Below are 21,916 nucleotides of genomic sequence, written 5' to 3'. Positions count from 1 at the left end.
GGCGCTGCCCCGGCGTGCCGCCCCCCCCCTGGGACGGGGCCGGGAATCCCGGGCGGAATCCGCCCGGCCTCGATTGACCCGCTGCGCCGGCGGAGGCACGGTCCGCGCCGTTCCGAGACAATCCCGTGACGCCCGGCGCCGCCGTGCCGGCGTCCGCGCAACGAGGATACGCCGTGACCGAAACGCCCCTGGATGCGATCAAGCGATTCGAGGATGAGCTGATCGCCATCCGCCGCGACATCCATGCCCATCCCGAGACGCGCTTCGAGGAGCATCGCACCGCCGCGCTGGTGGCGACGAAGCTGCGCGAATGGGGGATCGACGAGGTCACCGAGGGCGTGGGCGGCACGGGCGTGGTCGGCACGCTGCGCGGCACCCGGCCGGGGCAGCGGGCGATCGGGCTGCGCGCCGACATGGATGCGCTCTTCATGGAGGAACGGACCGGGCTGCCGCATGCCTCCACCGTGCCGGGGAAGATGCATGCCTGCGGCCATGACGGGCACACCGCCATGCTGCTCGGCGCGGCGAAGTACCTGAGCGCGAACCGCGACTTCGCGGGGACGGTGCAGCTGATCTTCCAGCCGGCCGAGGAGGCCGGGACCGGCGCGCCGGCGATGATCCGCGACGGGCTGTTCGAGCGTTTCCCCTGCGATGCCGTCTATGGCATGCACAACAGCCCCGGCATCCCGGTGGGGCAGTTCGCGATCCGCCCGGGACCGAACCTGGCGGGGGCGGATTTCTGGGGCGTGACCTTCACCGGCACCGGTGGGCATGGCGGCGCGGCGCCGCATCTGGCGACGGATGCGACGGTGGTGCTGGGGCATTTCCTGCTGGGCGTGCACACCATCGTGGCGCGTTCGCTGGCGCCGACGGAGCCCGCGGCGGTAAGCGTCGGGCATGTGCATTGCGGCACGCCGGAATCACCGAACGTGATGCCGTCCAGGGTGCTGGTGCGCGGCACGGCGCGGTATTTCGAGCAGAGGACGCAGGAGACCATCCGGCGCCGCCTGCGCGACCTGGCCGAGGGGCTGGCCGCGACCTATGGCGTGACGGCGGAGCTGGAGTACCAGCCGCTCTGCATCCCCACCGTGAACGACGTGGAGAAGACCGGGGTGGCGCGCGCCGCCGCCGGGGCGGTGGTGGGCGCCGCGAAGGTCGGCGAGATCCCGATGAGCACGGGCGGCGAGGACTTCGCCTTCATGCTGCGCGAGAAGCCCGGTGCCTTCATCCGCATCGGCAACGGCGTGAACCCGGATGGCAGCTTCCACAACGTCCATACGCCGCTCTACGACTTCAACGACGAGGCGCTGGCGCCGGGGGCGGCCTACTGGGCGAGCCTGGTGCGGCATGAGCTGGGCTGGGCGGGCGAGGAGGAGGCGCGGGCGGCCTGAGGGACGCGATGACCTTCCACGGCCCGGCGCCCTGGCGGCCGGGCCTGCCTTCCCGGCGGATGGGGCGTGCCGCGCCATGCCCGCCGCCGGGACCGCCATCCGCGTCCCATGGGGCCGGGCGGAACCGACAACGGAAAGAACACGGCCGATGATCAAGACAGTTTCCCGCCGCGCGGCGCTGCTCGCCTCGCTGTTCCTGCCGCTCTGCGGCACGCTTGCCGCGGCCCCCGCCCAGGCCGAGCCGCTGTCGCTCGCGGTCAGCGCGCCGCCGGCCAGCATCGACCCGCACTACTACACGCTGACGCCCAGCATCATGCTGTCGTCGCACATCTTCAGCCGGCTGGTGCAGCGCGACGAGAAGTCGCGCGTGGTGCCGGACCTTGCGGAATCCTGGAAGCTGGTGGACGACACCACCTGGGAGTTCAAACTGCGGCCGGGGGTGAAGTTCCACAACGGCGCCGACTTCACCGCGGAGGACGTGGCCTATTCGCTGGAGCGCGTGCCGATGGTGCAGAGCCCCAGCTCCTTCTCCGTCTATACGCGCGACATCGCCGACGTGCAGGTGGTGGACCCGCTGACCGTCCGGCTGAAGACCAACGGCCCCTCGCCGCTGCTGCCGGCCAACCTGGCGAACATCTTCATCGTCTCGCGCTCCGTCGCGGCGAATTCCAGCACGGCGGATTTCAACAGCGGCAAGGCGGCGATCGGCACCGGGCCGTACAAGTTCGTCTCCTACGACCCGAACAACCGGGTGAAGCTGGCGCGCGACGACGGCTACTACGGCGAGAAGCCGGCCTGGGAAACGGTGGACTACCGCATCATCAGCAATGACGGGGCGCGGGTGGCGGCGCTGCTCTCGGGCGACGTGGCGCTGATCGACGCGGTGCCCACGGCGGATGCGGCGCGGCTGCGCAAGGACGACCGGCTGACCGTTGCCGAGGCCAACAGCACGCGGCTGATCTTCCTCGGCCTGGACGAGGAGCGGCAGGAGGGCTCGCCCGACATCGCCGGGCCGGATGGCGGCAAGCTGGAGAAGAACCCGCTGCGCGACCACCGGGTGCGCGAGGCGCTGAGCATCGCCATCAACCGGCCGGCCATCGTGTCGCGCGTCATGGAGGGCGCGGCGCTGCCCTCCGGCCAGTTCATGCCGCCGGGCGTCTTCGGCTACGACCCCTCCATCCCCGTGCCCGCCTTCGCGCCGGACCGGGCGAAGGAGCTGCTGGCCCAGGCGGGCTATCCCAACGGCCTCAGCATCATCCTGCGCGGGCCGAACGACCGCTACGTCAACGACGCGCAGATCCAGCAGACCGTGGCGCAGATGTGGACGCGCATCGGGGTGAGGACGCGGGTGGAGGCGCAGCCGCTGGCGACGGTGATCGGGCGGCTGAACCGCTTCGAGGCCTCGGCCTATCTGCTGGGCTGGAGCAACTCCACGGGCGAGCCTTCCTCCTCGCTGAAGGCGGTGCTGGGGACGCGCGACCCGGCGCTGGGGCGCGGGCTGTCGAACTACGGGCGCTATTCCAACCCGGAATTCGACAAGCTGGTGCAGCAGGCGCTCGGCACGCTGGATGACAAGGCGCGCGAGGGGCTGATGCAGAAGGCGATGAAGATGGCGATGGAGGATGTCGCCATCATCCCGCTGCACCTGCAGAAGAGCGTCTGGGCGATGCGCAAGGGCTATGCCTATACGCCGCGCGCCGACGAGGAGACGCGGGCGATGGGGCTGCGGCCGGCGAAGTAGGGCCAGCGGGCGCGCGGCTCCCCACCGGGCACGCGGGACGGGTGCCCGTCCGGGACGGACAGGCCGGGGCCGTGCGCCGATCCGCAGAGGGCGGGCTTCTTCGCGGCCCTGTCCTGCGCTAGCCTCGGTGGAACAAGGAAGGCCCGCGCCGCGTCCGGGCTGCCCGCGCCCGGACGCCACGGGGAGAGCCTTCCATGCCCCCGGCCCCATCCCGGGCCGGGCGGCCCCGGAAAGGAACGCCCATGCCAGCATCGATCCCCGTCAGATCCGCTCCCCGCCCCGGTCCGGCCAAACCCGCCGGGCGGGAGGGCCGCTGATGCGCCCGAACCGCGTCCGCGAGATCGCCCGCGCGGGCGGGGCGGCGATGAACGGCTGGTGCGGCATCCCCGCCCCCTATGCGGCCGAGCTGCTGGGCCATGCGGGCTATGACTGTGTCACCGTGGACATGCAGCACGGGCTGATCGGCTTCGAGACCGCGGCGGCGATGCTCCAGGCGATCTCCGCCACGCCGGCGCAGCCGCTGCTGCGGGTGCGCTCGAACGATCCGGGGCTGGTGATGCAGGCGCTCGATGCCGGGGCCTATGGTGTCATCTGCCCGCTGGTGAACTCGGCGGAGGAGGCGCGGCGCTTCTCGGAGGCCTGCCGCTATGGCCCGCGCGGCGGGCGCTCCTTCGGCCCGGCGCGCGGGATGCTCTATGGCGGCCCGGATTATTTCGATCGCGCGAACGACGAGGTGCTGGCCCTGGCGATGATCGAGACCCGGGGCGGCGTGGCGAAGATCGACGCGATCCTCGCCCTGCCGGAAATCGACGGCGTCTTCGTCGGGCCGAACGACCTCTGCATCGAGATGGGCGAGCGGCCGTCCTCCGAGCCGGAGGCCGGGACGCGCGCCGGCACGGCCATCGCGCATGTGCTGGCGCGCAGCCGCGCCGCCGGGAAGATCGCCGGGATCTTCTGCTCCGACGGGCCGGCGGCGGGGCGTCGGGCGAAGGAGGGCTTCCAGCTCGTGAACCCGGGATACGATGTCGGCTTCCTCGCCGGCGGGGCGCGGGTCAACCTGGCGGCGGCGCGGAACGTTTGACCGTCATGGCCGATCCGCTCCTGCTGCTCCCCGGACTGATGTGCGACGCACGGCTCTGGGGGCCGGTGCAGGAGCGGCTCTGGGCCCTGGTGCCGGAGCGGGACCGCTATGCTGGCGCGCATGTGGCGGCGCTGCGCGGGGCGCGCAGCGCGCCCGACCTCGCGGCGCGGCTGCTGCGCCATGCGCCTCCGCGCTTCGCCCTGGCCGGGGCGGCACTGGGGGCCATGGTGGCGCTGGAGATGGTGGCGCAGGCGCCGGAGCGGATCACACGCCTGGCCCTGCTGGCCGGGGATGCGCGGCCGGACGCGCTGGAAAAGGCGCCAGCGCGCTTCCGCCTGCTGGAGGCGATGGAGCGCGAGGGGGCGCGCACCATGGTGGCGCGCGAGTTCTGGCCCGATGCGGTGCCTGCGGCACGGCGGGAGGATGCGGCGCTTTTCGACCTGCTCTGCGACATGGCCGACACGCTCGGCCCGGCGGTGCTGCGGGAACAGACGGCGGTGCTGATCCACCGCGCCGACAGCCGGCCACGGCTGGCGGCGATCCAGGTGCCGGTGCTGCTGATCAGCGGCGAGGAGGATCGGCTCTGCCCGCCCGCGCGGATGCAGGAGATCGCCGAGACGGTGCCGGGCGCGCGGGCGATGCTGCTGCCGGGCGTGGGGCACCTGCCCTCCCTGGAGGCGCCGGAGGCGGTGGCGGCGGGTTTCGCGGAGTGGCTGGCCGCCTGAGGGACGGACCCGGCGTTGCGCCTGGCGGGGGAAAGGCCCTGCCTTTTCCCCGGAGGCTACCGTACGGGCTGGCTCAGAACTGCCGCAGCAGGCGGTCGTAGTAGTCCAGCTCCTGCGCCGGGCGCTCGCGCTCGCCGACGCGGCGTCGCAGCTCCTCCTGGATGCGGCGGGTGCGCAGCATCTCCGCCTGATCGGGCACGCGGGTGTCGTTGCCGTCGCTGGCCGAGCCGGCATTCTCGCGCGTCGAACGGCCGAGCGGGTCGCGGCCGCGGCCCTGGCCGCTCGCCTGGTCCTGGCCCTGGCCACCGTCCTGGCCGTTGCCGGGCTGGTTGCCGGCCATGCCGGGGCCATCGCCTTCCTCGCCCTCGCCTTCCCCCTCGCCCTGCTGGCCGTCGCCCTGCTGCCCGGGGCCGAACTGGCGCCGCATCGCCTGGGCCATCTGCCGGCCGCCCTCGGTCAGCTCGCGCAGGGCCTGCTGCTGCTGCGCCTGGGGGTCGCGCCCGGCCTGCAGGGCCTCGGCGCTTTGCCGCATGGCCTGGTCGGCGCGGCCGAGCGGCTCGGGGATCTCGCCGGTCAGGTCGCCGAACTGCTGCATCAGCTCGCCCAGGGCGCGGCGCAGGGCCCGCTGGGTGCGTCCGTCGCGCTGCGCCTCGGCCTCGCCAGGCTGCTGGCCATCACGGCTGGCCTGGTTCTGGCCCTGCGGGTTCTGGCCCTGCGGGTTCTGGCCCTGCGGGTTCTGGCCGGCAGGGTCGCGGCTGCCCTGGCGCTGCTGCGGGCCGGGGGGCCGGGCCCGGCTCATCGGGTTCAGGGGATTCGGGCCGAACGGGCGGTCCTGGCCTTCCTCCGCCTCGCTTTCCTGTTCCCGGCGATGGGCGCGGTCCAGCAGCTCCGCCTGCCGCCGCACCATGTCCTGCATCACGCTCATCTGGCCCTGGCCGCGCTGGCGGTTCTGCTGACGCTGCTGCTCCCGGTCGGCGCGGGCGACGCGGCCTTCCTCCAGCGCCTTGAGCATCTCCTCCATCTCCGCCAGCTCGCGCCGCGCATCCTCCTCGCGCCCCTGGCGGGCGGCGTCCTGCATGCGCCGGGTGCGACGGTCGAGCTCGCGGTTGTCCAGGCGGCGGGCTTCCTCGCGCGGCACGGCCTCGCCATTCTCGCGGCTCAGCTTCTCGGCCAGGGCCTGGAGGTGCCGGTCGATCGCCTCGCGCAGCTCCTGGACGCGCTTCTCGATCTCGGCCCGGCGCTCCGCCTCGCCCTGGTCCGGGTCGCGCTGCTGCAGGGCTTCCTCCAGGGCCTTGCGCGCCTCCGCCAGCGCGCGGGCGGTGCGGTCGGTCCGCCCCTCCTCCAGCGCCAGAGCGGTGTCCCAGAGGATGGCCTGGGTCTCGTCCACCGCCCCGGGGCGACGGTCCCGGATCAGGCGGCTGCGGGCGGCGCTCAGTGCCAGGAAGATGGTGGTGTCGTCGTCGAAGGCCTCGGGCGCGGACAGCACGCCCTCCAGCCCGGCCACGACGGGCGCGCGGACCTGCGGCGACAGGGAAAGCATCCGGCGGAACTGGATCAGCAGCTTCGCCACCGGATGGGTGAAGGGACGCTCCGGCAGGATGAGCGTCATCTCCTCCGACCGGCCCTCCTGGCCGGCACCGTCGCGCGCCACCAGCCGGAGCTGCACCGGCAGCCCCGCCCAGGGATGGGCGCTGAGATCGGGCTGGGCGGTGCCGCGCTGCTGCCGCGGGTTGCTGCCGGAAAGCGTCAGGGGCACGGTCAGGGGCTCGGCGCCCGGGCGGGCCTCCAGGCGGATCTCGGCCCGCGCGGCGGCGACGCCCCAGTCGTCCTCGGCGGTCCAGGGCAGGCGCAGCGCATGGCTGCGCGGCGCCGGGCCGGGCGGCTCGGCGAAGGCGATGCTGGGCGGGGCATCGGCCTGGACCGAGACCTCCCAGCCCGCGAGTTCGGCGCCGTCACGGCGGATGGCGAGGCGGCCGCCATTCTCCAGCGGCGCCTCGATGCCGAAGCTGTTGCGGTCCAGTGTCTCGAAGGCAAGGTCCTTGCCGCCCAGGCGCAGCGCCGGCGTACCGCCCTGGCCGCCGGACAGGGCAACGCGCAGCGCCGAGCCGGCGGGGACGCTGAATCCGGGGCTGCCAGGCTGCAGGAAGAGCGGCGCGACGCCGGTATAGCCGGGCGGGGTCACCCAGGCCTCCAGCTTCAGGCCGGGAACCGGGGCGGGCTGGCCCAGGCTGGGCAGCAGGGCACGGCGGATGCGCTCGCCCGCCTCGTCCCCCGCCACCACGAAGCCCGCCGCCAGGGCCACCACAAGGCCCAGGCGCAGCGCCCGCCGGTCGCGCGCCGGCAGGCCGGGCCGGGGCGCGCCGACGCGCAGGTCGCGAAGCCGCGCCGCCTGCCGGGCGAGATGGGCCTGCCACAGGGCGAGGGCGGCGGGGTCCTCGCCGGCGGGGCGGTCGCCCAGCGTGGCGAGGGGACGGTGGCGCAGGCCGGAGGCGGCCTCGATGCGGCGGTCGGCCGCCGCGGGAGCCGGGGCGGCGAAGCCGCGTATGGCGCGCCAGGCGGCCCGGGCCAGGGCGGCGGCGAAGCCCAGCAGCAGCAGGAGATGCGCCCAGAGGGGCAGGTGCAGGAAAAGGCCGGACAGGGCAGCGAGCAGGAAGAGGCCGAGCACGCCGAGCACCGGCCAGGCCCGGGGCCAGAGGGCCTCCCAGAGCAGGGCCAGCCGCGCGAGGCGCCGCTGGCGGTGCAGTCTCCGGGAAACGCCCTCTGGCAGATCGGTCATCCCATCCACTCCGGCAGACGCTGGTGGGCCAGCAGGTCGTCGAGGCTCTGGCGTTCCCGCACCAGGGCCCAGCGCGCCCCGTCCACCAGCACCTCGGCGGCCAGGGGGCGCGCGTTGTAGGTGGAGGACATCGAAGCCCCGTAGGCGCCGGCATCCAGGAAGGCCACGAGATCGCCCGCCGCGAGTTCGGGCAAGCCCCTTCCACGTGAGAAAGTGTCACCGGTCTCGCAGACCGGGCCGACCACGTCGGCGGGCGAGAGCGGGGCGTGGAAGGCCTGCGGCGCGACGGGCAGGATGCCGTGCCAGGCCTCGTACATGGCTGGGCGCATCAGGTCGTTCATCCCCGCATCCAGCACCACGAAGCGGCGGGTGGCGCCGCGCTTGACCAGCATGACGCGGGACAGGAGCACCCCGGCGGGGCCGGCGATCCAGCGGCCGGGTTCGATCATCACCGGCAGGCCGAGGGGGCCGAGCGTGCCGGCGATGGCGCCGGCCAGGGCCTCGGGCAGCGGCGCGGTCTCGTCGCGATAGGGGATGCCGAGGCCGCCACCGCAATCCACCCGCTCCACCGGCAGGCCGCGGTTGCGCAGCGCGGTGACGAGCTCGGCCACCTTGGCATAGGCGGCGCGGTAGGCGGACATGCCCTCGGTGATCTGCGAGCCGATATGGACGGCGATGCCGATCGGGCGGATGCCGGGCAGCGCGGCCATGCGGGCATAGAGGGCGGCGGCATCGTCCAGCGCCACGCCGAACTTGTTCTCCGCCTTGCCGGTGGTGATCTTGGCGTGGGTGCGGGCATCCACGTCCGGGTTCACGCGGATCGCCACCGGGGCCTCGCGGCCCATGGCGGCGGCGATGGCGGAAAGCATTTCCACCTCCTCCGCGCTTTCGGCGTTGATCTGGAAGATGCCGGCGGCGAGCGCGGTGCGGATCTCGGCCTCGCTCTTGCCGACGCCGGAGAAGACGCTGCGGGCGGCGCCGATGCCGGCGGCCTCGGAGATATGCAGCTCCCCGCCGCTGACCACGTCGGTGCCGACGCCCTCGGCGCCCAGCAGGCGCAGCACGGCAAGGTTGTCGTTGGCCTTCATGGCGTAGTGGATCGTGGCGTCGAGCCCTGCCCCGGCCAGGGCCTCGCGCAGCGCACGCGTCCGGCGGCGGAGCGTGCTGGCGGAATAGACCCAGACCGGGCTGCCCACCCTGGCCGCGATGGCGGCGAGCGGCACTTCCTCCAGGCACAGCCCGTCCTGCGCATGGGCAGTGAGCTGCGGCCGCTGCGCCAGCAGCTCGGCAAAGGACGGGTCCGGCGCCTGCGGGGCCAGGGAAAGAGGGGAAGCCATGGTCTTGCCTAGTCTGGGGTGTCTGGGGGGACGGTTGGAAGCGGAAAGAGGTGCGGTTTTCCGCGGCGCGGCGCAAGAGGCGGGGAGGATGGTGTCTCCGACGGGTTGGGAGCGCCCGCCCGTTGCCGGGGAAGGCCCGGCCTGCTGCCCGGGCCGCCGCGCCGCGGGGCCCCTGCTTTCATCTTCTCGCCGGGGCGGGCACCATGCGTCGCAGGCTCACCCGGCGCACGGTTGGGGATGGGTTCCCAGGAACCGGGCCACAGCCCGACGGCCATCGCGGACGCCGGTCGAGCCCCGCGCAACGGGGACCGGGCGGGCGGGACGGTGCCTCGCCTCCGGAAGTGTGCGCGAAGTGGAAGGGCCGGGAGAAGCCGCCGCTCGCCTCAGCGACTCCCATCCGCCACCAGGGCATTCGCCCGGGGCATCAGCACCCACATCCGCACCGGCTCGCGCAGGTTGCCGGCGCGCTTGCCGGCTTCCGGTCCCCAGCCGCGGAACAGGTCGCCGCGTCCGGGGCCGCGGATGGCCCCGCCGGTGTCCTGGGCCGCGACGAGGCGGCGGATGTTGCCGCCGGCCACGAAGACCGGGGCGCCCAGCGGCACCACGGAGGGATCGACGGCGATGGAGCGTTCCGGCGTCAGCGGGATGCCCATGGCGCCGGGCGGCCCCTGGTCGGGGCGCAGGCCCTGGTTGACGCGGAAGAAGATGTAGGAGGGGTTCTCCGCCATCAGCGCGGCGGTGCGGTCATAGCCCACCTTGGTCATCCAGCGGCGGATGGCATCGGCGGACATGTTTTCCGGCGCGACGTCGCCCCGGTCGATCAGGGAGCGGCCGATGGAACGGTAGGGCTGGCCGTTCTGCCCGGCATAGCCGAGGCGCAGCATCTTGCCGTCCGGCAGCACCACGCGGCCGGAGCCCTGGATCTGCAGGAAGAAGGCCTCGACCGGGTCGTCCACCCAGACAAGCTCCAGCCCACGCCCGTCCAGCGCGCCGTTCTGGATGGCGGCGCGGTCCGGCAGCGGCTGCAGCTTGCCGTCCATCATCTGGCCGTGCAGGGGGCGCTGGCCATCGCCCTGGCCGAGTTGCACATGCTCGGAGGGCGGGGCGTGCAGCGGGGTCTGGAAATCGCCCACCCGGATGCGGGAGCCGCGCAGCACCGGCTCGTAATAGCCTGTCAGCAGGCCCTCCCCGACCGGAGTGGGGATGAAGTTCTCCTCCAGCGCATCGCGCAGGCGGGCATCGCGAAGCTGCCGCGCCTCGCGCAGCCGGGCGCCGCTGGCGCGGGCCGGCACGGGCGGCAGGTTGCGCCAGGCCTGGGACAGGGCATCACAGGACCGGCGCCAGGCATCGGGGGCGCCGGCGTTGACGGCGCGGCAGGAGGCCAGCACGGCCGGCATCGCCTCGCCCACCGCGTCGCTTTCCCAGCCGGGCAGTTCGCTCCACAGGGCAGGGCGTGCGGTGCCGGCCAGCAGCCCTCCCGCCACGCCGGCCCCGGCCAGCTTCGCCGCCGGCAGGGCGACGCCGCGCGCCCGGGCCTCGTCACGGGCGATCTGCCGCTGCTTCTCCATCCGCCGCTGCACCATGCCGCGTGGCCCGGGCCCCTGCGCGGAGCGCCCGAGCGCCGCCTCCAGGGCCGGCAGGCGCGTCCGGGCCTGCCGCAGCGCGGGCGTGTCCTGCTGCGACCGCAGGATGGAGCCTTCGGCGGCCTGGACGGGGAAAGGGAGCAGCGGCGCGGCAAGCGCGCCGGTGGCCAGAAGGGCCAGCAGGGAAAGGGCGGGGAGGCCACGGATGCGGCCCCGGTGCCAGATCGTCGGCTTTCGGCGGGGATGTGGCGGGGGGAGCATCATGCGGCAGCCTGTTCTTCCGGACCTCTGAGCAGAAATCGGTCTTCAGCGGGAAAGTCGGATCGTTTTTTAGAAACAGAAAACAAAAATCATCAAGCACTTTCTGCTCAGGGCATCTGGTGAAACGGGCTTCAGAGTGGCTCACGCCCTGCGGGCCAAGATCGGGAAGCGAAGAAGCCTTGCCCGGACAATGGTTTGGCAAGGAGGAAGCCAGACACCGGGGATCATGAAGCGACAACCCGGGATCGCCATGCCGCTCCTGCCAGGGAGCAGGCGGGAAGGAGGGATCGCTTTGGCCGGGAAAGGGAAGCGATCCCGGGCGCGGCCATCGCTGCCGGCCCGGGATCGGCAACGCCGTTCAGACGGAGCGGGTATCCACCAGCCGCCAGGTCGGATCGCCGCTCTTCAGGTCGCGCTGGAAGGTCCAGAGATCCTTCAGCTCAGTCACGCTGTCGGTGCCCGTGACGGGCTTGCCGTCGGCGGCCAGGGTCATGTTCACCTGATCCGACACGAAGCGGACAGTAACATCCGCCACGGAGCCGCGAAGCTCCGCGCCCTCCACCGTGACCTCGTGGATGTGCCGGATCTCGGTGCGCTGGGTCTCGCCCGCCTCCTCGCGCGCCTTGATGGCGCCCTCGAAGCCGGCAAAGGTTTCCGGGCCGAGCAGGCTGCGCAGCGTGTCGCGGTCGCCGCGCGCGAAGGCCTCGACGATCATGCGGAAGGCTGTTTCCGCCCCGCCCAGGAAGTTCTGGACCGAGAAGGAAGGATCGGTCTTCTGGATGTTGGCCAGGGCCTGGCCGACCGGGCCCTGCGCGTCGGGCACGGCGTGGCGCTGCGGCGCGGGCGGAGCGGCCACCGCCTCGCTGGCATCGCCCTCGATCACCCGGGGCGGATAGCCGGCGGCCGGGCGCGCCTCGGGCGGACGCTCGAAGCCGGTGCGCCGGCCGAGCACGGAGCGAAGACGCAGCACAAGGAAGGCCGCGACCATCGCGAACAGGATCAGGTCGATGGGGAAGCCGCCCTGCATCTGTGGTCTCCTCTCTCTGAAGAGGGAAAATGGGGATGAACGTCTGTTAACGCAACGCCGGTTGCCCCCTGTGCCGCCCTGTGGCGGCACCCCAGGGAGCTTTTTTCGCGAGCCGGCCTCCGGGGGCCTGCCGAAGCCCATTGCCGGAAACCCGCCCTGTCGCCAATTTGCCGGCATGATCCTTCTGCGTCATGGCCAGAGCGAGTTCAACCTCCACTACACGGCCACCAGGACCGACCCCGGCATCCCGGACCCGCGCCTGACACCCCTGGGCCACCAGCAGGCCCAGGCGGCGGCGGAGGCGCTGGCGAAGGAGGATGTCCGCCGCATCCTGGCCAGCCCCTATACGCGGGCACTCCAGACCGCGGCGCCCCTGGCGGAGAAGCTGGGCCTGCCTGTGCTGATCACGCCGCTGGTGCGGGAACGCTATGCCCTGTCCTGCGATGTCGGCTCGCCCTGCAGCCGGCTTTCGACCGACTGGCCGCACCACGACTTCACCCGGATCGACGAGGTCTGGTGGCCGCAGGAGGAGGAGCCGCCGGAGGCCGTGGCGGCCCGGGCGATGCAGTTCCGCCTGGACATGATGCTGCGGGACGACTGGGCGCATACGGTGGTGGTGAGCCACTGGGGCTTCATCCTGGCGATGACCGGCCGGTCGCTGGTGAACGGCGAGTGGCTGCGCTGCGACCCGACCGGGCCCGAGCCGGAGAACGTGGTCTGGCACCACGGCTGAACGGTCCCGGCCGTCGCCTCCCGGGGTTCCGCTTCCGGGGCTGGAGCCGCCGGAATCTCGCCTTCCTTTTCTGCGGCCTGTTGCTGGCGGCCTGCGCGCCGGTGGTGATCCCCGCCGGGCCGGCGCTGGCCCCGCCGGAACTGGCGGCCGACAGCCTGGTCATGGCCGACGGGGCGAGGCTGCCGCTGCATGCCTGGCTGCCGGAGGCCCCGCCCCACGCGGTGGTCCTGGCGGTCCATGGCTTCGGCGACACCGCCCGGAACGCCTTCCGCATGGCGGCGCCGCTGTTCAACGCCGGCGGGGTGGCCCTCTACGCCTATGACCAGAGGGGCTTCGGCGAGGCGCCGAACTGGCCGCTCTGGCCCGGTGCCGAGACGCTGGAGACCGACCTCGCCGCCGCCTCCCGGCTGCTGCGGCGGCGCTATCCCGGCCTGCCGCTCTATATCCTGGGGGAAAGCATGGGCGGCGCGGTCGCGGTGGCGGCGGCCGCCTCGAAGGACCCGCCGGTGGCGGATGGCTATATCCTGGTGGCCCCCGCCCTCTGGGGCCGTTCGGAGATGCCCGCCTGGATGCGCGGCCTGCTGGAATTCGCTGCCCATACCATCCCCAAGGTCGGCTTCCGCAACTCCGCCCCCGGCATCACCCCGACCGACAACCCCGAGGCCGCGGCCGGATGGCGCGACGACCCGCGCACCTACAAGGAGGTCCGGGTGGACACGCTCTATGGGCTGGTGAACCTGATGGACGCGGCGGTGAAGGCGGCGCCGGAGTTCCGCGCCCGGGCGCTGATCCTCTACGGCGCCCATGACCAGATCGTGCGGGCCGAGCCGGTGCGCGCCGCCCTGCGCCGCCTGCCGGAAGGCGCGGACCAGCGGCTCGCCTACTATGCCCAGGGTTATCACATGCTGCTGCGCGACCGGGAACGGGCCGTGGTCGCCGGCGACATCCTGGCCTGGATCACCGACCCGGAAGCCCCGCTGCCCTCCGGCGCGGACCGGGCCGCGCGGGAATGGCTGGCCCGGCCGGGGGAGTGAGGGACCTTGCGCTGTCCCGGGGGACAAGGCTCCACCTTTCCCCCGGCCCCCTCATCCGCCAGGACGCTGAGGTTCCTGGACCTCCCGTTCATTGGCGCGTGCGGCCGGACCGCGATCCGGCCGAAGCGCCACAGATCAATTGAAGACCATGCCACCATCGATGATGAGGGCCTGGCCGGTCATGTAGTTTGAATCGGGTCCGGCGAGATAGGAAACGCAGGCCGCCACGTCTTCCGGTTCGGAGATGCGGCCGAGCGCCACGTTCCTGGCCCATTGCTCGAGGCCCCATTCCAGGGACTTGCCGTTCTCGTCGGCGACCTTCTGCGCGATGCCTTCCATCATCGGCGTGCGCACGATCCCCGGGCAATAGGCATTGGCCGTGATGCCGAGCGGCGCCAGGTCCCTGGCCGCGGTCTGGGTGATGCCGCGAATGGCGAACTTGGTGGCGCCATAGACCGCCAGATCCGGACTGCCGACCTGACCGGCCTGCGAGGAGGCGTTGATGATCTTGCCGACCACGTCGCCCTTCCTGGCCGGCTTGCGGGCCTTGAAATGCTTCACCGCGGCCTGGATGCCCCAATAGGTGCCGCCGACATTGACGTCGAACACCTTGCGGTAGATCTCGGGCGTGATGTCCTCGATCGGCGTGACCGGGCCGAGGCCGGCATTGTTGACCATGACATCCAGGCGGCCGAAGCGGGCGACGACCTCGTCCACCGCGCGGAGGACCTGGTCGCGTTGCGAGACGTCCGCCTTGACATCCAGTGCCTCGCCACCGCCGGCCCGGATCGTGTCTGCGGCCTTCTTCGCGGTATCCGTGTCATAGTCGAGGCAGCCAATGGCGAAGCCGTCGCTGGCGAGGCGGACGGCTATGGCGAGGCCGATGCCCTGGCCCGCCCCCGTGACGATGGCGACCTTCCCGTTGGTCGGCATGCTGCTTCTCCTTCTCTCTTTCGTTCATCCCGACACTGCCTTCCGGCCCGGAGGCAGGAAGGCAGCCGAATTCAGAATGGGGCCTCGATATCGACAACATCGATCAGCTTGTGGTTCACGAACTCCTTGAGACCCAGGCCGAGGAGCTCGCGGCCGTAGCCGGAGCGGCGGATGCCGCCGAAGGGCAGGTCCGCTTCCACCTTGGTCGGGTGGTTGACGAAGACCATGCCGGTCGAAATCCGTTGGGCGACCTCGAAGCCGTGCGCCGGATCGGCGGTGAACACCGAGCCCCCGAGGCCGAAGGGGGAGTCGTTGGCGATGCGGACGGCATCGTCCTCGTCCCTGGCGCGGAACAGCATGGAGACCGGACCGAAGAACTCCCAGTAGCGGGCGGGATTGCTCTCAGCCAGTTCCGTCAGGAGGGTCGGCTGCACGAAGGCACCCCGGTTGGGCACTGGCGGACCGACCTCCTCGGCCTTGGCGCCATGGCCAACGGCCTTGCGGATCTGTTCCTTGATGTCGTCGGCGGCCTTCTGCGAGGAAAGCGGCGCCAGCGTCGTCCTCGGATCGAAGGGGTCGCCCGCGACGAGCTTCGCGACACCCTTGCGGTAGCCGTCGAGGAAAGCGTCATAGACCTCGTCGACGACGATCATGCGCTTGGACGACACACAGACCTGGCCGCCGTTCCAGTGGCGCCCGAACACGGCCCAGTCCACGGTCTTCTTCATGTCGGCATCGGCGAGGACGACGAAGGCATCGGCCCCGCCGAGTTCCATCGTCGATTTCTTGAGCGCCTTGCCGGCCTCGGACGCGACGACAGCCCCGGCGGCTTCCGATCCGGTCAGCGCCACGCCATGGACGCGCGGGTCGTTGATGATCAGGTTGATCTGGTCGCGGGTGGCATAGAGATTCCGGAAGGCGCCTTCCGGCAGGCCTGCCTCCCTCATCAGCGCCTCGAAGGCGGCGGCGCTCTGCGGCACGTTGGAGGCATGCTTGAGGAGGAGCGTGTTGCCCGCCGAGAGCTGCGGCGCGAGGATGCGGGCGATCTGGTAATAGGGGAAGTTCCACGGCTCGATGGCCAGCAGGACCCCGAGCGGCTCGTGCACCAGCACCGCATCGCCTTCCGCCGGATCGAGCACGGGCAGCTTTTCCGGCTTCAGCAGTGTCTCGGCATTGCGGACATAGTATTCGAAGATCCTGGCGGAGAGCTCCACTTCCGCTTTGGCCTCGGTCAGCAGCTTTCCCATCTCGAGGGTCAGGAGCCTCGCATAGGCGTCGCTGTCACGGCGCAGTATGTCGGCGGCGTTCTGGAGGATGCCGCCACGCTCGGCGAAGGAGGTCTGCCTCCATCGCAGGAACGCCGCATGCGCCTTGTCGAGGGCCGTGCGCACCTCGGCATCCGTCGCATCGGGGAACGTGGCCACGGTCTCGCCAGTATATGGGTTGATGGTCGCGTAAGCCATTCTGCTCTCCCTGGCGAATGAAGCTGCTTGCCGGAAAATGTCCGGACACCGGGATCCTTCGCTGCCGGGATCATCCGCATCAGGGCGTCCCGGCATCGCCACGAGCATGCTGCGATTCTCTCCGGGGAAGAGCAAGTTCCCGGCAGCGGAACAGGAGCAGCCCAGCCATGCGGCATCATGGCTGGCGAGGCCGGCACGGATGTCGTCGTTGTTGAAGACTTTGCCGTGGAGCACACGGATCTCTGCCAGGAGCATGTTCGTATGCTCCGGCATGGATGATACACGACCGGATGGATGATGGTCTCCGCGCCTATCCCGGCGGAACGCGGCGCCTTGAACAGTTCATGACATCTTCTGCCATGGCGCTTCCGGCGGCATTGCCGGATGTTGGCGGCCCGTCACGCGACTCCCGATGGAGACGGATCACCCGAAAGCGTCGCATTCCAGCGTCACGACGGCGCTGACCTCACGCACCATGGCGAAGAGCTCGCGCAGGGGTTCCGTGATCTCCTCGTGCTCACGGCCATAGCCGCCGTGGCGTGGCGTGGGCGGCTCGGCGAAATCCAGCGAGGCCCCGGCCGGTTCCACCACCGGAAAGACCGCGTCGAAGACATCGGCCGCACCCTCCACGTCGAGGCGTAGCAGGCGTTGCACCAGCCCTTCCCGCGTCACGCTGTGACGGGGCGAGAAATCCGGCATCTCCACGGCGATCAGCCAGATCCGGTGGATCAGGCAGAGCCGCAGCGCGTGCAGGGCGAAGAGGCGGTCGCTCATGGCGGGCGCGACGTAGCCGCCCTCCTTGGGCCAGGCGCCCCGCAGGCGGATGTCGTCGGCCAGAAGGCGGCGCAGGACGCGGCGCGTGGGATCGGTCAGGCCGAGGTCCTCCAGCGCCCGGGCCACCCGCATCAGGGCCGCCGGGCGCCCGGCGCGGCGTGTATGGGCGGCGCGGTCCAGCCACATGCCGGGGTCCAGGCTCGCCACATAGCCGCGCAGCACATCCGGGTCGGAGCAGCGCAGGGCGGCGCGCACGAAGGCCATGGCGTTGCGGAAGCGCGGCGAGCGGCGGAGGAGGTCGGCGAAGGTGTCGGGTTCGCGCGACGCGCCGTCGCCCATGCCGTGGGTGAGCGTGGCCAGGAAGCCGAGCTGTTGCAGCACGGCGTTGTTGGGGATGGCGCGCAGCTCCCGCACATGGCGGATGACGTTGGGGCCGCCGCTGTCGCTCTGCCGGGCGGCGGGGCGCGATCCGGTCCGGTCCAGCAGGGCCGTGCCGATGGCGCCCAGCAGGGCGGCGTAGCCCGGATCGTCCACCAGCGCCGACATGGCGGCGCGGGCCCCGGCGAAGAGGTCATTGGCGAAGCCGCCCTCGGCATAGACGGGGTCGCTGTCCGCCTCGACCGGGGCGAAGGCGTGTTCGGCGATCCGGGCGATGGTGGCCTGGGCCAGTTCCGGCGTGCCGAAATTCAGGTAGCCGTCGCTGCCCTGGAAGCTCGTCTCCAGGCGGACCGGGGTGTCGTGCGCGGCAAAGGCCGCCCGCACCGCCGGCGGGTCGAGATAGTCCAGCCGGGCGGCCAGCCCGTCCGGATGGCCGGCGCGGCCCAGCCCCTCGCCATGGGTGTCGAAGAGCACGACCTCCAGGTCGCCCAGCCCGTAGCGGTCCAGCAGGTCGGCGACGCGCAGCTTCAGCCGCTCGATGAGCTGGCTGGCCTGGACCTGGCCGACATAGCGGCCGGAATCGGAATAGCCGAACTGCAGGCAGAGCCGGCCCAGCTTGCGCAGGTAGTCCCGCCAGGCCGGAGAGCGGAGCGCCTCCTCGACCACGCGTTCCCCGCGATGTTCCAGGGCTTCGGCGGTCTCGAAGAGCGGGGAGATCTCCAGATGCTCCTCCACGCCGCAGAGCCGGGCCAGCAGCAGGGCGATCAGCAGGGTAAGGCCGCTTTCCGTTTCCGCGATCAGGAAGCGGACGGGCTGCGAGGCGTCCACATGCTTGGCGATCTGGGTGACGGTCATGATCAGGCGCAGCGCGCTGGCCTGTTCGGCCATCAGGCCGCCCATATCGACCGGCTCGGGCTTCACATGCTGCAGGGCCTCGTTCACGGCGGCGAAGGTGGCGCGACGACGGGCCGGGTCGGCGGGGTCGCCGCCGATCTCGGCGAAATGCAGGCGGGCGGCGTTGTGGAGCTGTGCCGCATTGAGGCGGACATGCGTGCCGGCCAGGGAAAGGCCGTGTGCGGCGAGGCCGGCCCGGGCGACGCAGAGGGCCATGCGGGTTTCCTCGTCCGCAGCCTCGGCGATGGCGCTTTCGAAGAGGTCCAGCAGCGGGACCGGGGTAACGAGCGCGGCCTCCCGCAGCCCCACCAGCTTATGGGCGAAGTCACGCACCGCCATGGGCTCCGTCGGCCCGGAGGGTGGGCAGGCGGCGATCTGCTCGTCCACGGCCAGGAGGGCTTCGTCCACGCGCTGCCGCAGGGGCCCGGTCGTTTCCTCATCGAGGGGATCGAGCTGGAGCTTCAGGCGTTCGAGCTGCATCCGCTTCATGGAGAGGCGGAGCCGGAGCGTATCCTGCCAGCCGATATCCGTGCGCCCATCGGTGTCGTAGCCGACCCAGGAGGCCAGGATGACCGGTCTGGGCTCCAGGCGGAGCCAACGGTCCGGCCAGAAATCCCGCGCCACTTTCAGGAAGGCCTCCGCCATGCGATCCAGCGCGTCCCTGGCATGGATGATGGCCTCGGCGGCCTGGGCGAATTCCATGGCCAGGGTCGGTACGTCCGGGCGGAGCGGCAGCACTTCAGCCGGCGCCGGGCCGCCACTGGCCATGGCAGCCAGGGCCTTGTTGGTGACGGGAGGGAGGCTGAAGGTGGGATGGGCCGTGAAAACCGCGGCCGCACGGGGACGTTCCGCAGCCACGGCGAAGGCCGCGAAACGCACCGGGCTGTCCTGGGGGTCGGGCCGGGCGATCCGGGTGGCGAGGGCCGTCAGGGCCTGGTCAGTCTCGGCAATCGGAACGACACCGACGGCTTCCCGCAACCGTGCCGCGCGGTCACGAAAGGCGGACTGCCCCAGGTCACGCAGAAGCTGCGCGAGTTCCGCCCGCGACAGCCCCCCGTCATCCATGCGCCGGCTGAGCAGGAGCGCCAGGGCCAGAGCCGGACTGCCGAAGGGGTCGCTGACGGCCGCCTGCCGGGTTTCGGCTGCGAGCCTGAGGATGTCGAAGGGGGGATCGTGCCGCATAGGTACGTATGCTGCACGGGCGAAAGAGCGCTGTCGTGTATTCTTTTTGACAGAGCCGCTTTTGTTTGGATGCGGGGACAGGATTTGAACCTGTGACCTTCAGGTTATGAGCCTGACGAGCTACCGGGCTGCTCCACCCCGCGCTGGGTGATGGTGTGATGGTGACGTGGGCGGCGATCGGGTCGGGGGGTGTGGGAGGTTCCCATCGGGCGGCCTGGCGGCGACCGACTCTCCCGCGTCTTGAGACGCAGTACCATGGGCGCTGAGGCGTTTCACGGCCGAGTTCGGGATGGGATCGGGTGTGGCAGCCTCGCTAGGGCCACCAGGCCACCGGATGGGAACCTTGGATTTGTATGTACCGACCTGATGCTGTTGGGTGATGGGAGGATCTGTGCCGGGCGGCCCTGTTGTGTGTGGGCATGCGGCGCTGGGAGGGCGATGTGTGTTCGGGTGTGATGTGTGTGTGTGTGTGAGCGGGTGCGCTTTGGTGCTGCGCGCGGTGTCCCTTGTTGGGGGGACTGCGGCGGCGGGGGAGTGATGGAGTTCGATCGGGCGATTAGGACCGCTCGGCTGCATGCATTGCTGCACTTCCACCTGCGGCCTATCGACGTGGTGGTCTTCCACGGCCCTTGGGGAGACCTGGTTTTGAGGCTGGTTTCCCGCTTAGATGCCTTCAGCGGTTATCCGTTCCGTACTTAGCTACCCGGCGATGCTCCTGGCGGAACAACCGGTGCACCAGAGGTACGTCCATCCCGGTCCTCTCGTACTAGGGACAGATCCTCGCAAGTCTCCAACACCCATGGCAGATAGGGACCGAACTGTCTCACGACGTTCTAAACCCAGCTCACGTACCGCTTTAATCGGCGAACAGCCGAACCCTTGGGACCTGCTCCAGCCCCGGGATGCGATGAGCCGACATCGAGGTGCCAAACCTCCCCGTCGATGTGGACTCTTGGGGGAGATCAGCCTGTTATCCCTAGAGTACCTTTTATCCGTTGAGCGATGGCCCTTCCACGCGGGACCACCGGATCACTAAGGCCGACTTTCGTCTCTGCTCGCGCTGTCGCGCTCGCAGTCAGGCGGGCTTATGCCTTTGCACTCAACAGCCGATGTCCGACCGGCCTGAGCCCACCATCGCGCGCCTCCGTTACACTTTGGGAGGCGACCGCCCCAGTCAAACTGCCCACCACGCAGGGTCCTGGCCCGGGCTGACCGGGCTCAGTGAGATGCCAGAAAGAAACAGGGTGGTATTTCAAGGTTGCCTCCACCTGAGCTAGCGCCCGGGTTTCGATGGCTCCCACCTATCCTACACAGTTCCTTCCTGGCACCACTGCGAAGCTGCAGTAAAGGTTCATAGGGTCTTTCCGTCTGACCACGGGTACCCCGCATCTTCACGGGGAATTCAATTTCGCTGAGTCTATGCTGGAGACAGTGGGGAAGTCGTTACACCATTCGTGCAGGTCGGAACTTACCCGACAAGGAATTTCGCTACCTTAGGACCGTTATAGTTACGGCCGCCGTTTACCGGGGCTTCGGTTCGATGCTTGCACATCTCCCCTTGACCTTCCGGCACCGGGCAGGTGTCAGACCCTATACGTCATCTCTCGATTTCGCAGAGCCCTGTGTTTTTACTAAACAGTCGCTACCCCCTGGTCTGTGCCACCCCACCTTGCTTGCGCAAGAAGGGGTCTCGCTTATCCCGAAGTTACGCGAGTAATTTGCCTAGTTCCTTCAGCATAGTTCTCTCAAGCGCCTCGGTATTCTCAACCAGTCCACCTGTGTCGGTTTCGGGTACGGTCTTTATCGACAGCGCTGTTTCCTGGGCTGCTCTGGCTGCCGCCCCAATCCGATAAGGGGCAACAACGCTTTGCAGCCGTCACGTCTGTCAGGCCCAGGAATATTCACCTGGTTCCCATCGACTACGGCTTTCGCCCTCGCCTTAGGGGCCGGCTCACCCTGCGCGGATTGACCTTGCGCAGGAACCCTTGGACTTTCGGCGACAGGGGTTCTCACCCTGTTTATCGCTACTCATGTCCGCATTCGCACTTCCGATACCTCCAGCAGCCCTCACGGGTCTGCCTTCGCAGGCCTACGGAACGCTCCGCTACCACGCATGCTTGCGCATGCATCCACAGCTTCGGCACGTGGCTTGAGCCCCGTTACATTTTCGCCGCAAGACAGCTATTAGACCAGTGAGCTATTACGCTTTCTTTAAAGGATGGCTGCTTCTAAGCCAACCTCCTGGTTGTTTTGGCCGTCTCACATGCTTTCCCACTTAGCCACGATTTGGGGGCCTTAGCTGGTGGTCTGGGCTGTTTCCCTCTCGACAATGGACCTTAGCACCCACTGTCTGTCTGCCGTCCTGTACTCTTCGGCATTCGGAGTTCGGTAGGGTTTGGTAGGGCTTTGGGCCCCCTAGCCCTTCCGGTGCTCTACCTCCGAAGGTAATCGGACGACGATCTACCTCAATAGATTTCGCGGAGAACCAGCTATTTCCGAGTTTGATTGGCCTTTCACCCCTAGCCACAGCTCATCCCCGACTTTTTCAACAGGCGTGGGTTCGGCCCTCCAGTGGGTGTTACCCCACCTTCAGCCTGGCCATG

General features: G+C 70.3%; 13 protein-coding genes, 1 tRNA gene and 2 rRNA genes (1 of these 16 cut by a window edge). 6 read left to right on the top strand and 10 right to left on the bottom strand.

Features of this window, described 5'->3' with window-relative positions:
• The first annotated feature begins 173 nt into the window (after nucleotides 1–173).
• The 4 genes from CTJ15_RS19505 (at nucleotide 174) to CTJ15_RS19490 (ending at nucleotide 4,938) form a co-directional block, all read left to right on the top strand.
• Complete coding sequence (locus CTJ15_RS19505) at nucleotides 174–1,391, top strand: amidohydrolase (protein ID WP_075822848.1); 1,218 nt, start codon at nucleotides 174–176, stop codon at nucleotides 1,389–1,391.
• Between the two features lie 148 nt (nucleotides 1,392–1,539).
• Nucleotides 1,540–3,132 (top strand): ABC transporter substrate-binding protein, encoded by a 1,593-nt coding sequence (locus CTJ15_RS19500; protein ID WP_075822847.1) that lies wholly within the window; start codon nucleotides 1,540–1,542, stop codon nucleotides 3,130–3,132.
• 316 nt (nucleotides 3,133–3,448) lie between these two features.
• On the top strand, nucleotides 3,449–4,213 hold the full coding sequence (locus tag CTJ15_RS19495; RefSeq protein WP_099781874.1) for an HpcH/HpaI aldolase/citrate lyase family protein: 765 nt from the start codon (nucleotides 3,449–3,451) through the stop codon (nucleotides 4,211–4,213).
• A 5-nt stretch (nucleotides 4,214–4,218) separates the two neighbouring features.
• Nucleotides 4,219–4,938: an alpha/beta fold hydrolase gene (locus tag CTJ15_RS19490; protein ID WP_075822846.1), complete on the top strand. Its 720-nt coding sequence runs from the start codon at nucleotides 4,219–4,221 to the stop codon at nucleotides 4,936–4,938.
• A 73-nt stretch (nucleotides 4,939–5,011) separates the two neighbouring features.
• Here CTJ15_RS19490 and CTJ15_RS19485 read toward each other — a convergent pair whose 3' ends face one another.
• From CTJ15_RS19485 to CTJ15_RS19470, 4 genes are all read right to left on the bottom strand, one after another.
• Nucleotides 5,012–7,714, bottom strand: coding sequence for a DUF4175 domain-containing protein (locus CTJ15_RS19485; RefSeq protein WP_099781873.1), 2,703 nt, complete (start codon nucleotides 7,712–7,714; stop codon nucleotides 5,012–5,014).
• On the bottom strand, nucleotides 7,711–9,051 hold the full coding sequence (gene lysA / locus CTJ15_RS19480) for a diaminopimelate decarboxylase (RefSeq protein ID WP_075823229.1): 1,341 nt from the start codon (nucleotides 9,049–9,051) through the stop codon (nucleotides 7,711–7,713). The genes CTJ15_RS19485 and lysA overlap by 4 nt, the downstream gene beginning before the upstream one ends.
• A gap of 383 nt (nucleotides 9,052–9,434) precedes the next feature.
• Entirely contained in the window at nucleotides 9,435–10,895 is a 1,461-nt protein-coding gene (locus CTJ15_RS25165; protein WP_151904054.1) for a murein transglycosylase A, read from the bottom strand.
• A gap of 358 nt (nucleotides 10,896–11,253) precedes the next feature.
• Complete coding sequence (locus CTJ15_RS19470; protein ID WP_019462469.1) at nucleotides 11,254–11,922, bottom strand: Tim44/TimA family putative adaptor protein; 669 nt, start codon at nucleotides 11,920–11,922, stop codon at nucleotides 11,254–11,256.
• Between the two features lie 175 nt (nucleotides 11,923–12,097).
• On the opposite strand from CTJ15_RS19470, the gene CTJ15_RS19465 reads away from it, so the two are divergent.
• Together CTJ15_RS19465 and CTJ15_RS19460 are read left to right on the top strand one after the other, a co-directional pair.
• Nucleotides 12,098–12,655: a histidine phosphatase family protein gene (locus CTJ15_RS19465; RefSeq protein ID WP_019462470.1), complete on the top strand. Its 558-nt coding sequence runs from the start codon at nucleotides 12,098–12,100 to the stop codon at nucleotides 12,653–12,655.
• Between the two features lie 80 nt (nucleotides 12,656–12,735).
• A complete protein-coding gene (locus CTJ15_RS19460; protein ID WP_226945989.1) occupies nucleotides 12,736–13,689 on the top strand; it encodes an alpha/beta fold hydrolase in 954 nt (317 codons plus the stop codon).
• A 135-nt stretch (nucleotides 13,690–13,824) separates the two neighbouring features.
• On the opposite strand, the gene CTJ15_RS19455 is transcribed toward CTJ15_RS19460, so the two are convergent.
• The 6 genes from CTJ15_RS19455 to CTJ15_RS19430 all read right to left on the bottom strand — a co-directional run.
• A complete protein-coding gene (locus tag CTJ15_RS19455; protein WP_075822919.1) occupies nucleotides 13,825–14,622 on the bottom strand; it encodes a (S)-acetoin forming diacetyl reductase in 798 nt (265 codons plus the stop codon).
• A gap of 71 nt (nucleotides 14,623–14,693) precedes the next feature.
• Nucleotides 14,694–16,085, bottom strand: coding sequence for an NAD-dependent succinate-semialdehyde dehydrogenase (locus CTJ15_RS19450; protein WP_075822918.1), 1,392 nt, complete (start codon nucleotides 16,083–16,085; stop codon nucleotides 14,694–14,696).
• Nucleotides 16,086–16,508: 423 nt separating this feature from the next.
• Entirely contained in the window at nucleotides 16,509–19,313 is a 2,805-nt protein-coding gene (locus CTJ15_RS19445) for a phosphoenolpyruvate carboxylase (RefSeq protein ID WP_075822917.1), read from the bottom strand.
• Nucleotides 19,314–19,379: 66 nt separating this feature from the next.
• Nucleotides 19,380–19,456, bottom strand: a tRNA-Met gene (locus CTJ15_RS19440).
• Between the two features lie 69 nt (nucleotides 19,457–19,525).
• A 5S ribosomal RNA gene (gene rrf, locus CTJ15_RS19435) occupies nucleotides 19,526–19,640 on the bottom strand.
• A gap of 207 nt (nucleotides 19,641–19,847) precedes the next feature.
• Nucleotides 19,848–21,916 (bottom strand): 23S ribosomal RNA (locus tag CTJ15_RS19430) (it continues 690 nt past the right edge of the window).

It is taken from the genome of Roseomonas sp. FDAARGOS_362 (assembly GCF_002754815.1).
In the GTDB taxonomy this organism is placed as follows: domain Bacteria; phylum Pseudomonadota; class Alphaproteobacteria; order Acetobacterales; family Acetobacteraceae; genus Roseomonas; species Roseomonas mucosa.
This window is presented reverse-complemented; position numbering and strand designations above follow the sequence as displayed.

Excerpts from the sequence above, each read along its gene's own strand:
- CTJ15_RS19445 (WP_075822917.1), bottom strand. The coding sequence starts at position 19,313 with ATGCGGCACGATCCCCCCTTCGACATCCTCAGGCTCGCAGCCGAAACC.
- CTJ15_RS19490 (WP_075822846.1), top strand. The coding sequence starts at position 4,219 with ATGGCCGATCCGCTCCTGCTGCTCCCCGGACTGATGTGCGACGCACGG.
- CTJ15_RS19470 (WP_019462469.1), bottom strand. The coding sequence starts at position 11,922 with ATGCAGGGCGGCTTCCCCATCGACCTGATCCTGTTCGCGATGGTCGCG.
- CTJ15_RS19455 (WP_075822919.1), bottom strand. The coding sequence starts at position 14,622 with ATGCCGACCAACGGGAAGGTCGCCATCGTCACGGGGGCGGGCCAGGGC.
- CTJ15_RS19485 (WP_099781873.1), bottom strand. The coding sequence starts at position 7,714 with ATGACCGATCTGCCAGAGGGCGTTTCCCGGAGACTGCACCGCCAGCGG.
- lysA (WP_075823229.1), bottom strand. The coding sequence starts at position 9,051 with ATGGCTTCCCCTCTTTCCCTGGCCCCGCAGGCGCCGGACCCGTCCTTT.
- CTJ15_RS19500 (WP_075822847.1), top strand. The coding sequence starts at position 1,540 with ATGATCAAGACAGTTTCCCGCCGCGCGGCGCTGCTCGCCTCGCTGTTC.
- CTJ15_RS19450 (WP_075822918.1), bottom strand. The coding sequence starts at position 16,085 with ATGGCTTACGCGACCATCAACCCATATACTGGCGAGACCGTGGCCACG.
- CTJ15_RS19495 (WP_099781874.1), top strand. The coding sequence starts at position 3,449 with ATGCGCCCGAACCGCGTCCGCGAGATCGCCCGCGCGGGCGGGGCGGCG.
- CTJ15_RS19465 (WP_019462470.1), top strand. The coding sequence starts at position 12,098 with ATGATCCTTCTGCGTCATGGCCAGAGCGAGTTCAACCTCCACTACACG.
- CTJ15_RS25165 (WP_151904054.1), bottom strand. The coding sequence starts at position 10,895 with ATGCTCCCCCCGCCACATCCCCGCCGAAAGCCGACGATCTGGCACCGG.